Here is a 14996-nt window from a genome sequence, read left to right as displayed (position 1 = left end):
ACGTGGACGACCAGGGCCAGGAGCAGCAGGACGCGCAGGATCCAGAGCGCCCCCTCGTGCGGGAGCATCGGCTCCCCGAGCTCGCGCAGGTGCTCGGCGTAGTCGTTGTAGGCGTCGTGGCCGGAGAAGGCCTTGAGGTTGCCGTACATGTGCGTCAGCACGAACAGGATGAAGAGGATGCCGCTCACGGCCATCAGCATCTTCAGCGCGATGGTCGAGCGCGCCGCCCGTGCTCCGGTGACCAGGGTGCGGCCCACGTCGGGCCGTGGAGTCGTCGTCGCCACGACATCCAACGCTACCGCTCCGCGAACCACCCCAGCGCCGGTGGCGATGTGACATTTCTGTCCCGGCGGCCGGTGCGGGACCCGACCAGTGGGTGAACACCCCCGGTGTGGCCCCTTTCCCTCGCGCCGGAGAGACTGCAGACTGCACACCGCCGGTCCGCGGGGCCGGGAGGCCAGCGAAGGGATGCAGATGACCACAGGCGTGACCGGGCCCAGTCGGGCCCGCATCGACGTGAAGACGTTGCGGGAGGACCGGTGGTGGCTGGCGCCGCTGACCACGTTCGTGGTGTTCTCGGCGTTCGTCGTCTACGCCACCTGGCGGGCCTTCGCGGGGGCCCACTACTTCTCCGAGCCCTACCTCTCGCCGTTCTACTCCCCGTGCCTCGGCGACTGCGTCGAGGGCGCCTCCGACTTCGGCCAGCCGTTCGCGTGGTGGCCCCTGTCGGCGGCGCTGATCATCCTGATCTTCCCGCTGGGCTTCCGGATGACGTGCTACTACTACCGCAAGGCCTACTACCGCGCCTTCTGGCTCTCCCCGCCCGCCTGCGCGGTGGCGGAGCCGCACAAGAAGTACTCCGGCGAGACCCGGCTGCCGCTGATCCTGCAGAACGTCCACCGCTACTTCTGGTACGCCGCCCTGCTGGTCGCCCTGATCCTGACCTACGACGTCCTCCTGGCGTTCCGCCCCGCCGAGGGGGAGCCTACCGGGATCCACATGGGGCTCGGAACCGTGCTGATGGCGATCAATGTCGTCTACATCTGGCTCTACACGCTGTCCTGCCACTCGTGCCGGCACGCGGTCGGCGGACGGCTGCGGCACTTCTCCAAGCACCCGGTCCGCTACAAGCTGTGGACGTGGGTCTCGAAGCTCAACCTCAACCACGCCCGCTATGCCTGGGTGTCCCTGTTCTCCGTGGCCCTGGTGGACCTCTACATCTACCTGCTGGCCATCAACGCGTTCGAAGACCCGAGGTTCTTCTAGTCCACCCCGTCACACGTTGCTCGCTCCCTCCGCTCACCACTTCGCGGGGGCCCCGGAAAGGCTCTAGATGACTGAGACGACCAGACACCCGATGACCGGGAACGAGATGTCCGGCGCCGAGGACGGCGGCCTGGAGCGGCACACCTACGACGTGGTCGTGATCGGCGCCGGCGGGGCCGGGCTGCGGGCCGCGATCGCCGCGCACGAGGCCGGGGCCAGGACCGCGATCGTGTGCAAGTCGCTGCTGGGCAAGGCGCACACGGTGATGGCCGAGGGCGGCATCGCCGCCGCCATGGGCAACCGCTGGCCCGAGGACAACTGGGAGGTGCACTTCCGCGACACCATGCGTGGCGGGAAGATGCTCAACCACTGGCGGATGGCCCAGCTCCACGCCCAGGAGGCGCCCGAGCGGGTCCAGGAGCTCGAGGACTGGGGCGCGCTGTTCGACCGCACCGAGGACGGCCTGATCTCCCAGCGCGACTTCGGCGGGCACAGGTACGCGCGGCTCGCCCACGTCGGCGACCGCACCGGCCTGGAGATGATCCGCACCCTCCAGCAGCGGGCCGTGGCGCTCGGGATCGACGTGTTCATGGAGTGCACGATCACCGAGCTGTTCAAGGACGGCGAGTCCATCTCCGGCGCCTTCGGCTACTGGCGGGAGACCGGCCGGTTCATCGTGTTCGAGGCGCCCAGCGTGATCCTCGCGACCGGCGGGATCGGCAAGAGCTTCAAGGTGACCTCCAACTCCTGGGAGTACACGGGGGACGGCCACGCGCTGGCCCTGCGGGCCGGCGCGAGCCTGATCAACATGGAGTTCGTGCAGTTCCACCCGACGGGCATGGTCTGGCCGCCGTCGGTCAAGGGGCTGCTGGTCACGGAGTCGGTCCGCGGCGACGGCGGGGTGCTGAAGAACTCCGAGGGCAAGCGGTTCATGTTCGACTACATCCCCGAGTTCTTCAAGAGCGAGACCGCCGACAACGAGGAGGAGGCGGACAAGTGGTACGACGACAAGAAGAACAACCGTCGACCACCCGAGCTGCTGCCGCGCGACGAGGTCGCCCGGGCGATCAACTCCGAGATCAAGGCGGGACGGGGATCACCGCACGGCGGGATCTTCCTCGACATCGCCTCGCGGCGCGACGCCGAGTTCATCCGCAAGCGGCTGCCGTCGATGTACCACCAGTTCAAGGAGCTGGCCGACGTCGACATCACCGCCGAGCCGATGGAGATCGGGCCCACCTGCCACTACGTGATGGGCGGGGTCGAGGTCGACCCCGACACCCAGGAGAGTGCGGTCAAGGGTCTGTACGCCGTCGGCGAGTGCTCGGGCGGGATGCACGGCTCCAACCGGCTCGGGGGCAACTCCCTCGGCGACCTCCTCGTGTTCGGCAAGCTGGCCGGTGAGGCGGCGACGGCGTACACCCACGAGCTCGGCGCGCGACCCAAGGTCGCCGAGGACCAGGTCAGGTCAGCCAGCGCCGCCGCACTCGCGCCGTTCGAGGTCGAGGGCGGGGAGAACCCCTACGCGATCCAGCAGGACCTCCAGCAGGCCATGAACGACCTGGTCGGCATCATCCGCACCGGGGCCGAGCTCGAGCAGTCGCTTCAGGAGATCGAGCGGTTCAAGGAGCGGGCGAGGACGATGGTGGTCGAGGGGCATCGCCAGTACAACCCGGGCTGGCACCTCGCGATCGACCTGCGCAACATGCTGATCGTCTCCGAGTCGATCGCGAGGGCCGCGCTCGCCCGCGAGGAGTCCCGGGGCGGGCACACCCGCGACGACTTCCCCCAGACCGATCACGACGTGTGGGGGAGGAAGAACCTCGTCGTGGCCCTCGACGAGACCGGCGAGGGAGTGCAGCTCAGCGAGAAGCCACTGCCCGAGATGCCGGACGAGCTCAAGAAGTACTTCGACGCATGAGCGAGACGAGAGACCGCTTCGGTCTGACACGTACCCCCGACGGTGAGCGCGCGGTCGAACTGCGAGCTCACGCCACAGAGGAGGCCTGAGATGGGCTACGACCTGAAGATGCGCGTCTGGCGGGGCGACCAGGACGGCGGCGACCTGGCCGACTACACCGTCGAGGTCTCCGAGGGCGAGGTGGTCCTCGACGCCCTGCACCGCGTCCAGGCCACGCAGAGCGGCGACCTCGCGATCCGCTGGAACTGCAAGGCCGGCAAGTGCGGCTCCTGCAGCGCGGAGATCAACGGGCGACCCCGGCTGCTGTGCATGACCCGGCTCTCGGACTTCGATCCCGCCGAGACCATCACCGTCACCCCCCTGCGCGCCTTCCCGGTGGTGCGTGACCTCGTCACCGACGTGTCGTACAACTACCAGAAGGCCCGGGAGTTCCCGCCGATCGAGCTGCCGCCGCGCGACCCGGACGGCAAGCGCCGGATGATGCAGGAGGACGTGGAACGAGGCCAGGAGTTCCGCAAGTGCATCGAGTGCTTCCTGTGCCAGGACACCTGCCACGTCGTCCGCGACCACGAGGACAACAAGCCGGCGTTCGCCGGGCCCCGGTTCTTCCTCCGGTACGCCGAGCTCGACATGCACCCTCTCGACATCGAGGACCGACGCTCCTACGCCCAGGACACTGCCGGCCTCGGCATGTGCAACATCACCAAGTGCTGCACCGAGGTCTGCCCCGAGGGGATCCGGATCACCGACAACGCCATCATCCCGATGAAGGAGCGGGTGGCCGACCGGAAGTTCGACCCGCTCGTCTGGCTCGGCACCAAGATCGGCGTCCGCAACAAGGACAACGACGGCCGCGCCGAGGTCTGAGCCGCCCGGCGCCGGCACGGCCGGTTGGGTGGCGGGGCTAGGTTCGAAGGCAGGAAGTGTCTCCAGCGCGGGGGCGGGCCTCGTAACTGCCAGGAGCGATCGTGCACACCCACTTCCGCAAGCTCGTCCGCGTCGGCGTCGCCGTGGCCGGTCTGGCACTCCTCGGTCCGGTGGCCGTGCCGCCCGTCGCGTCGTCCGCGCCGTCGCTCCCGGACCGGATCGACCTGCCCGACGGCTTCCTGCCCGAGGGCATCTCCATCGGGCGGGACGCCGTCCCGGTGGCGTACTTCGGCTCGCGCGCTGACGGAGATCTCTACCGCGCCGACCTCCGCACCGGCGAGGGTGAGGTGTTCAGCCAGGGCCCCGGCACCGCCTCGGTCGGGCTCAAGGTCGACCGGGCGGGGCGCATCTTCGTCGCGGGCGGGCCGTCAGGGACCGGGCGAGCGGTCGACGCCGCCACGGGCGAGATCCTGGCCTCCTATCCCTTCACCACCGGGGAGAGCTTCGTCAACGACGTGCTGCTGACCGGCGTCGCCGCCTGGTTCACCGACTCGCGGCAGGCCCAGCTCTACCGGCTACCGAGGGGCGGCGACGGACTGCCCGCGCCGGCGGACGTCGAACGCCTGCCGCTGACGGGCGAGTGGGTCCAGGCTCCCGCAGGCACGAACAGTGCCAACGGCATCGCCCCGACGCCGGACGGTGACGCGCTGATCGTGATGAACTCCTTCGAGGCCGCCTTGTTCCGGGTGGATCCCGCCACCGGCGTCGCCACCCGGGTCGACCTCGGCGGCGTACCGATGACCAACGGGGACGGGCTGCTGCTCGTGGGCAACACGCTGTACGTCGTGCAGAACCGCCTCAACCGCGTCGCCGTCATCGGGCTCGACGCCCGGGGGACCTCCGGCGTCGTCACGGGCCACCTGACCTCCGACGACTTCAACGTGCCGACGACCGTCGCCCGGCTCGGGGAGTCGCTCTACCTGCCGAACGCCAAGTTCGACGATCCCGACCAGACCGAGTTCTGGGCGACCCGGATCGACCGGCGCTGAGGCGAAGCCACCAGGGTGGCGATGGACAGCCGGCGGCTCGTCTCGGCGGGGGTTCGACCGGCACGCGCATGAGAGGTTTCCCATAGCGGTCGACGTGGTCGCTGACGCGGCCCGCACCCTATCGTTCACACCATGACAGACCAGGAGACCGTCGACGGCGGCCTGGACGAGCCCGACGAGCTCGAGCCCGACCAGGGCTCCCTCGCGCTCGCGGACGACGAGGACCGCCACGCCCGCGAGGACTGGGAGAAGTCCGCGGCCGCGGTGCTCCGCAAGGCCGGACGGCTCGGCGACTCCGACGCGGACGCCGACGTCTGGGAGCGGCTGGCGCGACGCACCCTCGACGGGATCACGATCAGCCCCCTGGGCACTCCGCAGCTCGTCGCGGACCTCCAGACGAGCGGCCGCCCGGACCGGAGCGGCGACTGGGACATCCGGGTCCACCTGACGGTCTCGGACCCGAAGGAGGCCAACGAGGCCGCCCTCGTCGACCTGGACAACGGGGCCACCTCGCTCTGGCTGCGGGGAGACGGCGACACCGACCTCGCGACCGTCCTCCGCGAGGTGCTCCTCGACCTCGCCCCGGTCGTTCTCGACGGGATCGACCCCGGTGCCTTCCTCGCCCACGCCGAGGGCAACGCTCTCCACCCGGCCACCAACCTGGGCACGCCCGCCGCGGACGCCACAGCGGAGTCGGCCCGACGAGCCCTCGACGCCGGTGTGCTCGGCTTCGTGGTCGACGCCACCGAGGTGCACGACCGCGGTGCCTCCGACGCCCAGGAGCTGGCGTGGTCGCTGGCCACCGGCGCGTCGTACCTGCGGACCATGGTCGACGCTGGCGTCGACCTCGACGACGCGGCGAGGCTGGTGGAGTTCCGCTACGCCGCGACCGACGAGCAGTTCCCCACCATCGCGAAGCTCCGGGCCGCACGCCGGCTGTGGGCGCGCGTGCTCGAGCTGAGCGAGGCCGGCGAACGGGCCCAGCGTCAGCACGTCGTCACCAGCCGGCCGATGATGAGCAAGCACGACCCCTGGGTCAACATGCTCCGCACCACCGTCGCCGCGTTCGCCGCGGGCGTCGGGGGAGCCGACGCGGTGACCGTGCTGCCGTTCGACTCCCCCTTGGGAGTGCCGGACGCCTTCGGTCGCCGGATCGCCCGCAACACCTCCAGCCTGCTGATCTCCGAGTCCCACGTCGCCCGGGTGGCCGACCCGGCAGGCGGCTCGTTCGCCGTCGAGAAGCTCACCGACGACCTGGCGCGGGCCGCGTGGGAGCTGTTCGGCCGGCTCGAGGACGGCGAGTCCCTGGACGCGATGATCGAGCAGACCGTCGAGCGCCGGGACCGTGAAGTCGCCACCCGGAGGCGCCCGGTCACGGGGCTCACCGAGTTCCCCAACCCCTTCGCGGACCTGCCCGAGCGCCCGCCTGCTACCGACGGTCGCGAGGTCCGTCGGTACGGCGCGGCGTTCGAGGCGCTCCAGGACGCGCCCGTGAACGAGCCGGTCTTTCTTGCCACGATGGGCACCGTCGCCCAGCACACGGCGCGGGCGACCTTCGCGACGAACCTGTTCGCGGCGGGGGGCGTACGCGTCGAGGTCGCGGGTCCGACCGATGGTGTCGAGTCGTTGGCCGGGCAGCACGACGGCCGACCGGTGGTGTGCCTGGCCGGCACGGATGCGGCGTACGACGAGTGGGGTGCCGAGGCAGCAGCGGCCCTCCGCGACTCCGGTGCGCAGTGGGTCATCGTCGCGGGGAAGCCCCGTGACTGGGCGGACGACTCCTGCGCTGTCGGTGTCGATGCTCTGGACTTCCTGCGCCGGACGAGGGAGCAGCTGACATGAGCATTCCGAAGAGCTTCGCCGGCCTGCCCCTGACGCAGGAATCCCCTTCTCATGGGACCCGGAGCCCCGACTCAACGGACGGGAATCCCCAACTCAACGGGGCGTGGCACAGCCCGGAGGGGATCGACATCCTCCCGGTCTACGGCCCCGAGCACCTCGAGGGGCTCGACGCGCTCGACACCTGGCCGGGGCTCAGCCCGTTCCTTCGCGGCCCCTACCCGACGATGTACACCACGCAGCCGTGGACGATCCGGCAGTACGCCGGCTTCTCCACCGCCGAGGAGTCCAACGCCTTCTACCGCCGCAACCTGGCGGCCGGGCAGAAGGGGCTCAGCGTCGCCTTCGACCTCGCCACCCACCGCGGCTACGACTCCGACCACCCCCGCGTCCGCGGTGACGTCGGGATGGCCGGCGTGGCGATCGACTCGATCTACGACGCCCGCACCCTCTTCGACGGGATCCCGCTCGACCAGATGAGCGTCAGCATGACGATGAACGGCGCCGTCCTGCCGGTCCTGGCGCTCTACATCGTCGCGGCCGAGGAGCAGGGGGTGAAGCCGGAACAGCTCACGGGGACCATCCAGAACGACATCCTCAAGGAGTTCATGGTCCGCAACACCTACATCTACCCGCCCGAGCCGAGCATGCGGATCATCTCCGACATCTTCGCCTACACCGCCGAGCGGATGCCGCGCTTCAACTCGATCTCGATCTCGGGCTACCACATCCAGGAGGCGGGGGCGACCGCCGACCTCGAGCTCGCCTACACGCTCGCCGACGGCGTCGAGTACATCCGCGCCGGGCTCGGGGCCGGGCTCGACATCGACCGGTTCGCCCCGCGGCTGTCCTTCTTCTGGGCGATCGGGATGAACTTCTTCATGGAGGTCGCCAAGCTCCGCGCCGCCCGGGCGCTGTGGTCGCGGCTGGTCCGTCAGTTCGACCCGCAGAACCCCAAGTCGCTCAGCCTCCGCACGCACAGCCAGACCAGCGGCTGGTCGCTGACCGCCCAGGACGCGTTCAACAACGTCGCCCGCACCTGCATCGAGGCGATGGCCGCCACCCAGGGCCACACCCAGTCGCTGCACACGAACGCCCTCGACGAGGCGATCGCCCTGCCGACCGACTTCTCGGCCCGGATCGCCCGCAACACCCAGCTGCTGCTGCAGCAGGAGAGCGGTACGACGGGCACCATCGACCCGTGGGGCGGCTCCTGGTACGTCGAGCGGCTCACCCACGACCTCGCCGAGCGGGCGTGGGCCCACATCCTCGAGGCGGAGCGGGCCGGCGGCATGGCCAAGGCCATCGAGCAGGGCATCCCGAAGATGCGGATCGAGGAGGCGGCGGCCCGCACCCAGGCCCGGATCGACTCGGGCGTGCAGAAGGTGATCGGGGTCAACACCTACCGGCTCGCCGACCCCGATAACGCAGCGCCGCTGGACCTGTTGCGCGTGGACAACAACGAGGTCTACCAGCAGCAGGTCGCCAAGCTCGAGCGGCTGCGGGCCGAGCGGGACGAGGACGACGTACAGAGGTCGCTGGAGGCCCTCACCAGGTCTGCGGGCGACGGGCACGTCCACGGCGGCTCGCTGGACCAGAACCTCCTCACCCTCGCGGTCGACGCCGCCCGGGCCAAGGCCACGGTCGGGGAGATCTCCGACGCCCTCGAGAAGGTCTACGGGCGGCACCGGGCCACCATCCGTACGATCAGCGGCGTGTTCAGGGACGAGTCCGGCACCGCCGGTGACCAGCAGGTGCAGAAGGTCATCGAGGCGGCCGACGCGTTCGAGGAGGCCGAGGGCCGACGGCCGCGGATCCTGGTCGCCAAGATGGGCCAGGACGGCCACGACCGTGGCCAGAAGGTGGTCGTCAGCGCCTTCGCGGACATGGGCTTCGACGTCGACGTCGGGCCCCTCTTCTCCACGCCCGAGGAGGTCGCCCAGCAGGCCGTGGACGCCGACGTCCACATCGTCGGCATCTCCTCGCTGGCGGCGGGCCACCTCACCCTGGTGCCCCAGCTGCGCGAGGCGCTCGCAGACCAGGGTCGGCCGGACATCATGGTGGTGGTCGGCGGGGTGATCCCGCCCGACGACGTGGCCACCCTCAAGGACATGGGCGCGGCCGCGGTCTTCCTGCCCGGCACGGTCATCGCCGAGTCCGCGCTCGACCTGCTCGGCAAGCTGTCCACCCAGCTCGGCCACTGATGGGTCCAGCGATGGCGCCGGTCGACGAGCTCGTCGAGGGCGTCCGGGCCCGGCGCCGGGCAGCGGTCTCGCAGGCGATCACGCTGGTCGAGTCGTCGAAGCCGGAGCACCGCGACGCCGCGCGCGAGCTGCTGGCCGAGCTCAACCGCTCGGGCGCCGCCGAGTCGGTGCGAGTGGGGATCTCCGGGGTGCCGGGCGTGGGCAAGTCGACGTTCATCGAGGAGCTCGGGACGCAGCTGACGGGAAGCGGCCACCGGGTGGGAGTCCTCGCCGTCGACCCCTCCAGTGCCCGGACCGGCGGGTCGGTGCTCGGGGACAAGACGCGGATGGCCCGCCTGGCGGGCGACCCCAACGCCTTCATCCGCCCGTCCCCGGCGGCTGGGACGCTCGGGGGAGTGGCCCGGGCGACGGTGCAGGCGATGACGGTCCTGGAGTCGGCGGGGTACGACGTGGTGCTCGTCGAGACGGTCGGTGTGGGCCAGAGCGAGATCACCGTGGCCGGGATGGTCGACACGTTCCTCTTCCTCACCCTGGCGCGTACCGGCGACCAGCTGCAGGGCATCAAGCGGGGCATCCTCGAGATCGCCGACGTGATCGCGGTGAACAAGGCGGACGGGGATCGTGAGGCCGAGGCCCGGTCCGCGGCCCGGGAGCTCGCCGGGGCGTTGCACTTCGTGCACGGCAAGGGCGCCGACTGGGCGCCGCCGGTGGTGACCTGCTCCGGCCTGACCGGCACCGGCGTCGAGGAGGTCTGGAGGCGGGTGCTCGCCCACCGGGAGCACCTCGGAGTGGAGGGCCTCGAGGCCAGACGGGCCCGCCAGCAGCTGGAGTTCACCTGGTCACTGGTGCGTGACGAGCTCGCCCAGCGGCTGCGGCGCTCCCGCGGCGTGGCGGCGATCCGGGAGCAGATCAGGCAGCAGGTCCTGGCCGGAGAGCTGCCGGCCACGGTGGCGGCGGACCAGATCCTGGCTGCCTACGACGCTGGGGAGTGACCACCCGAACGGGTCACCCCAAATGGCTTGACTGGCCCTGTTGGTTCTGGCCGCGGCAGTCCAGCATGGGTGTCGTCTCATTGGACCTTTTCGAAGGTCAACGCCTTGCGTGCCGGACTTCGCCTACGGCGCGCACTCGCGAACCCTGGGCAAGGCGCGCCCAGGGTTCGCGTGCGTTCCGACCGATTCTCGGCGCAACGCCCGGTGAACTAACCTCTACATCAAGATGTCTGACACCGATCCCGTCCTCGCCTCCCGCACCATCGAGCACATCGTCGAGAAGTACGCCGGTGAGCTCGTCGAACTCCGGCGGGACCTCCACGCCCACCCCGAGCTCTCCTGGGCCGAGGAGCGGACCACCCGGATCGTGGCCACCCGGCTCGCCGAGGCCGGGGCCCGGGTCACCCGGCTGGACGGGACCGGCCTGGTCGCCGAGGTGGGCGACGGCGGCCCGATCGTGGCCCTGCGCGCCGACCTGGACGCGCTCCCCGTCGAGGACACCACCGGGGCCGAGTGGGCCAGCGTGACCCCCGGGGTCGCCCACGCGTGCGGCCACGACGTGCACACCGCCGGGCTGGTGGGCTCGGCGCTGGCGCTGGCCGAGGCCCACGCGCGTGGCCAGCTCCCGGGCGTCGTCCGGTTCTTCTTCCAGCCCGCCGAGGAGGTCATGCCCGGGGGCGCGCTCCGGATGATGGAGGCCGGTGCCCTCGACGACGTGATCCGCATCTTCAGCCTGCACTGCGACCCGACCCTGGACGTGGGCGAGATCGGACTGCGGGACGGGCCGCTGACCGGCGCCGCCGACGCACTCTCGGTGGAGCTGACCGGTCGCGGCGGCCACACCTCGCGCCCGCACCTGACCGAGGACCTCACCTTCGCCCTCGGCAAGGTGGTCACCGAGCTCCCGGCGATCGTCTCCCGCCGGCTCGACCCCCGGGCGGGCGTGAGCCTGGTCTGGGGCATGGTCCGCGCCGGCTCCGCGCCCAACGTGATCCCGGGCCGCGGGCAGGTGGCCGGCACGGTGCGGATGCTCGACGCCGTGGCCTGGGCCGAGGCCGAGGCGCTGGTGCGCGGCGTGATCGACGAGATCGTCTCCCCCTACGGCGTCGAGGCGGTCGTCGACTACCGCCGGGGCGTCCCCCCGGTCATCAACGACCCCGAGTCGACCCGGATCCTGGGGCGCGCCATCGAGCAGGCCCTCGGGCCCGACGGCCGGGTGGCCACCACCCAGAGCCTGGGCGGGGAGGACTTCGGCTGGTTCCTGGACCGGGTCCCGGGCGCCATGGCCAGGCTCGGCACCCGGACGCCCGGCGGGCCGACGTACGACCTGCACCAGGGCAACCTGCTCGTCGACGACCGCGCCGCCGGGATCGCCGCCCGGGTGCTCGCGGAGGCTGCCCTGGGAGCCCTCGTCGGGCCGTCCGCGTGACACCCGTGAGCGGGCGGGTCACCAACCTGTAACGGTTGGGTTCACAATGCCCGGCATTGCGTTGTTCCTGCCTTAGTGTGTGCCCGGTGCGCCCGGTCTCGGGCGTGGATATCAAGATCAGGAGGGCGCCGTGAGGAAGACGGCACTAGTGGCAGCGTGCAGCATCGCTGCTTTGACCCTGGCCGGCTGCGGTGAGCGGTCGACCGACAACGAGGCGACGGGTTCGGACTCCCCATCGGAGAGTGCGAGCACCACGTCTGAGCAGTACCCGGACTTCAAGGCTTGCATGGTGTCCGACTCCGGTGGCTTCGACGACAAGTCGTTCAACCAGACCTCGCACGACGGTCTGCTGAAGGCCGAGGAGGACATGGGCGTCCAGACGGGTGAGGTCGAGTCCAACGCGCCCTCGGAGTTCGCCGACAACATCCAGGCGATGGTGGACGAGGACTGCGACAGCGTCACCACGGTCGGCTTCCTGCTCGGCGACGCGACCCTTGCCGCCGCCAAGAAGAACAAGAACGTCGACTTCTCGATCGTCGACTTCGCCTACGAGAAGGCCCCCGCCAACCTCAAGGGCCTGACCTTCAACACGGCCGAGCCCGCCTACCTCGCCGGCTACCTGGCCGCCGCGAAGTCGGAGACCGGCGTGGTCGGTACCTTCGGCGGACTCAACATCCCCACCGTCACCATCTTCATGACCGGCTTCGCCCAGGGCGTGGAGAAGTTCAACGAGGACAACGGCGCGGACGTCAAGGTCATCGGTTGGGACCCCGAGAGCGGGAAGGGGTCGTTCACCAACGACTTCGAGTCCAAGACCAAGGGCCAGTCCACCGCCGAGGAGATGATCACCCAGGGTGCTGACGTGATCTTCCCGGTCGCCGGCCCGGCGGGCCTCGGTGGCCTGCAGGCCGCGCAGGACAACGATGTCTGGGGCATCTGGGTCGACACGGACGGCTGCGAGTCGGCTGCCGAGTACTGCGACGTGCTGCTGACCTCGGTCATGAAGGGCATGGACGTCGCCGTGGAGGAGGCCATCAAGACCTCCGCCAGCGGCGAGTTCTCCAACGAGGTCTACGAGGGCACGCTCGAGAACGGCGGTGTCTCCCTGGCGCCGTACGGCCCGAACGCCGAGATCGACAGTGAGCTCGACGCCAAGATCCAGGAGCTCAAGCAGCAGATCATCGACGGAGAGATCACCGTCGGCTGACAGCTGACCAGCAGTACCAAACTCGACAGGTCGGGGCGGGGTATCCCGCCCCGACCTGCACGTTCTAACCTCTTCGGTGACCCTCTCGACCGAGGGTGGTGGACCTGCACAAGGGAGTGCGATGCATCTCGAGATCCGGGGACTGACCAAGCGGTTCGGATCGTTCACGGCCAACGACCAGATCGACCTGACGATCGAGCCCGGCGAGATCCACTGCCTGCTCGGTGAGAACGGCGCCGGCAAGTCGACGTTGATGAACATGCTCTACGGGCTGCTTGCCCCGACCGACGGCCAGATCCTGATCGACGAGAAGCCGGCCACCTTCGCCTCCCCCGGGGACGCGATCAGCGCCGGCATCGGCATGGTCCACCAGCACTTCATGCTGGTCCCCGTCTTCACCGTCGCCGAGAACGTCATGCTGGGACGCGAGCAGACCCGCGGCATGGGCGTGCTGAACCGGCCCCAGGCGGCCGATCGGGTCCGCGAGCTCTCCGAGCGGTACGGGCTCAAGGTCGACCCCGACCGGCTCGTGGAGGAGCTCCCGGTGGGGGTGCAGCAGCGCGTCGAGATCATCAAGGCCCTGGCCAACGATGCCGAGGTGCTGATCCTGGACGAGCCCACGGCGGTGCTCACACCGCAGGAGATCGACGAGCTCATGGACATCATGCGCGAGCTGAAGGCGCGGGGCACGTCGATCATCTTCATCACCCACAAGCTGCGCGAGGTCAAGGCGATCGGCGACCGGATCACGGTCATCCGGCGCGGCAAGGTGGTCGGCACCGCAGCACCCGACACGTCCGAGGCAGAGCTCGCCGAGATGATGGTGGGCCGGTCGGTGAAGCTGAAGGTCGACAAGGCTCCCGCGAAGTCCGGCGACGCGGTGCTGGAGGCCCGCAACGTCACCGTCGTCGACCCGCGCGGGCACCTCGTGGTCAAGGACGTCTCCTTCGAGGCCCGCGCCGGTGAGGTGCTCGGTATCGCCGGCGTCCAGGGCAACGGTCAGACCGAGCTCATCAAGTCCCTGCTCGGCCTGCTCCGTCCAGCCGCGGGCGAGATCCGGCTCGACGGTCGCGACATCAGCAGCCACGGCCCGCGCCAGTCGCTCGAGGACGGCATCGGCTACATCCCCGAGGACCGGTCGCACGACGGGTTCGTCGGGTCGTTCAGCGTCCGCGAGAACCTCGTCCTCGACCTCTTCCGGAGCTCCGACTACTCCCGCGGCCTCGCGCTCGACCTCGAGGCGATCCGCCAGAACGCCGACCACCGCATCAAGGAGTTCGACATCCGTACGGAATCCGCCGAAGCGCCCGTGAGTGCGCTCTCCGGTGGCAACCAGCAGAAGGTGGTGGTGGCGCGCGAGTTCTCCCGGCCCCTGAAGGTGCTGATCGCCTCGCAGCCGACCCGTGGTGTCGACGTGGGGTCGATCGAGTTCATGCACAAGCGGATCATCGCCGAGCGCGACCACGGCACCGCCGTGATCGTCGTGTCCACCGAGCTGGACGAGATCTTCGCCCTCTCCGACCGGATCGCGGTCATGTACGACGGCCGCATCGTCGGCACCGTCACACCGGACATCGCCCGAGAGGACATCGGCCTGATGATGGCCGGTGCCCACGAGCCCGCGGAGGGAGGCGCCGCATGAGTGACACCACGACCGCCCAGCAGCCGATGGTGCCGCAGCCGCAGGCCGGACCCGGTGCCTCACGGTGGGAGGCCTGGCTGCCGACCGTGAAGGAGACGATCGCGGCGATCGTGCTCGCGCTGCTGGTGGGCGCGCTGCTGATCATCTTCTCCACCCCGCGGGTCATCGAGTCCCTCTCCTACTTCTTCTCCTACCCGTGGGACTTCTTCCGGTACGCCGGCCTCGCCGTCTGGGACGGATACTCCGCGCTGCTGAGCGGCTCGATCGGCTCACCCGGTGCCATCGTGCGCACGCTCGAGCGGGCCGCGCCGCTGATCTGCGCGGGCCTGGGGGTCTCGCTCGCCTTCCGTGCCGGGATGTTCAACATCGGGGCGCAGGGCCAGATGCTGGTCGGGGGCATCGTGGGTGGCTGGATCGGGTTCAACCTCGACCTTCCGGTGGGCCTCCACCTGCTGCTCGCGCTGCTCGGCGCGGTCGTCGCGGCGGGACTGTGGGGCGGCCTCGCCGGCTTCCTCAAGGCCCAGACCGGGGCCCACGAGGTCATCACGACCATCATGCTCAACTACGTCGGGCGGTTCCT

The 14996-nt window shown here is 70.1% G+C and carries 11 protein-coding genes and 1 pseudogene; 11 read left to right on the top strand and 1 reads right to left on the bottom strand.

Annotated elements, in window-relative coordinates; all coding sequences use genetic code 11:
• Positions 1–284, bottom strand: a pseudogene (locus VFN12_RS11085) (succinate dehydrogenase); the annotation flags it as partial.
• A 190-nt stretch (positions 285–474) separates the two neighbouring features.
• Here VFN12_RS11085 and VFN12_RS11080 point away from each other — a divergent pair.
• The 11 genes from VFN12_RS11080 to VFN12_RS11030 all read left to right on the top strand — a co-directional run.
• Positions 475–1266: a hypothetical protein gene (locus VFN12_RS11080; protein WP_325118738.1), complete on the top strand. Its 792-nt coding sequence runs from the start codon at positions 475–477 to the stop codon at positions 1264–1266.
• A gap of 106 nt (positions 1267–1372) precedes the next feature.
• Positions 1373–3187 (top strand): fumarate reductase/succinate dehydrogenase flavoprotein subunit, encoded by a 1815-nt coding sequence (locus tag VFN12_RS11075; protein WP_414690036.1) that lies wholly within the window; start codon positions 1373–1375, stop codon positions 3185–3187.
• A gap of 90 nt (positions 3188–3277) precedes the next feature.
• Positions 3278–4054 carry a succinate dehydrogenase/fumarate reductase iron-sulfur subunit gene (locus tag VFN12_RS11070; protein WP_325118736.1) on the top strand — a complete coding sequence of 259 codons (777 nt, stop codon included), beginning with the start codon at positions 3278–3280 and terminating at the stop codon, positions 4052–4054.
• Between the two features lie 101 nt (positions 4055–4155).
• Positions 4156–5103: a superoxide dismutase gene (locus tag VFN12_RS11065; RefSeq protein ID WP_325118735.1), complete on the top strand. Its 948-nt coding sequence runs from the start codon at positions 4156–4158 to the stop codon at positions 5101–5103.
• A gap of 132 nt (positions 5104–5235) precedes the next feature.
• Positions 5236–6945 (top strand): methylmalonyl-CoA mutase family protein, encoded by a 1710-nt coding sequence (locus VFN12_RS11060; RefSeq protein ID WP_325118734.1) that lies wholly within the window; start codon positions 5236–5238, stop codon positions 6943–6945.
• Complete coding sequence (gene scpA / locus VFN12_RS11055) at positions 6942–9146, top strand: methylmalonyl-CoA mutase (protein WP_325118733.1); 2205 nt, start codon at positions 6942–6944, stop codon at positions 9144–9146. Before VFN12_RS11060 ends, scpA begins: the two co-directional genes overlap by 4 nt.
• An 11-nt stretch (positions 9147–9157) precedes the next feature.
• Positions 9158–10138 carry a methylmalonyl Co-A mutase-associated GTPase MeaB gene (gene meaB / locus VFN12_RS11050; protein ID WP_325118732.1) on the top strand — a complete coding sequence of 327 codons (981 nt, stop codon included), beginning with the start codon at positions 9158–9160 and terminating at the stop codon, positions 10136–10138.
• A gap of 226 nt (positions 10139–10364) precedes the next feature.
• Positions 10365–11567, top strand: a complete 1203-nt coding sequence (locus tag VFN12_RS11045) for an amidohydrolase (protein ID WP_325118731.1) — start codon at positions 10365–10367, stop codon at positions 11565–11567.
• A 286-nt stretch (positions 11568–11853) separates the two neighbouring features.
• The gene (locus VFN12_RS11040) at positions 11854–12774 is read left to right on the top strand and encodes a BMP family ABC transporter substrate-binding protein (protein ID WP_325118730.1); all 921 of its coding nucleotides are present in this window, start codon (positions 11854–11856) and stop codon (positions 12772–12774) included.
• 76 nt (positions 12775–12850) lie between these two features.
• On the top strand, positions 12851–14416 hold the full coding sequence (locus VFN12_RS11035) for an ABC transporter ATP-binding protein (RefSeq protein ID WP_414690035.1): 1566 nt from the start codon (positions 12851–12853) through the stop codon (positions 14414–14416).
• On the top strand, positions 14413–14996 hold a 584-nt coding region (locus tag VFN12_RS11030; protein WP_414690034.1), incomplete at its 3' end, for an ABC transporter permease subunit. The genes VFN12_RS11035 and VFN12_RS11030, both read left to right, overlap by 4 nt.

It is taken from the genome of Nocardioides sp. (assembly GCF_035703625.1).
Lineage (GTDB): Bacteria > Actinomycetota > Actinomycetes > Propionibacteriales > Nocardioidaceae > Nocardioides.
This window is presented reverse-complemented; position numbering and strand designations above follow the sequence as displayed.

What these genes read in the sequence shown, in the direction of transcription:
- VFN12_RS11070 (WP_325118736.1), top strand. Translation starts at nt 3,278, where the DNA reads ATGGGCTACGACCTGAAGATGCGCGTCTGGCGGGGCGACCAGGACGGC.
- VFN12_RS11045 (WP_325118731.1), top strand. Translation starts at nt 10,365, where the DNA reads ATGTCTGACACCGATCCCGTCCTCGCCTCCCGCACCATCGAGCACATC.
- VFN12_RS11040 (WP_325118730.1), top strand. Translation starts at nt 11,854, where the DNA reads ATGGTGTCCGACTCCGGTGGCTTCGACGACAAGTCGTTCAACCAGACC.
- meaB (WP_325118732.1), top strand. Translation starts at nt 9,158, where the DNA reads ATGGCGCCGGTCGACGAGCTCGTCGAGGGCGTCCGGGCCCGGCGCCGG.
- VFN12_RS11075 (WP_414690036.1), top strand. Translation starts at nt 1,373, where the DNA reads ATGTCCGGCGCCGAGGACGGCGGCCTGGAGCGGCACACCTACGACGTG.
- VFN12_RS11080 (WP_325118738.1), top strand. Translation starts at nt 475, where the DNA reads ATGACCACAGGCGTGACCGGGCCCAGTCGGGCCCGCATCGACGTGAAG.
- scpA (WP_325118733.1), top strand. Translation starts at nt 6,942, where the DNA reads ATGAGCATTCCGAAGAGCTTCGCCGGCCTGCCCCTGACGCAGGAATCC.
- VFN12_RS11060 (WP_325118734.1), top strand. Translation starts at nt 5,236, where the DNA reads ATGACAGACCAGGAGACCGTCGACGGCGGCCTGGACGAGCCCGACGAG.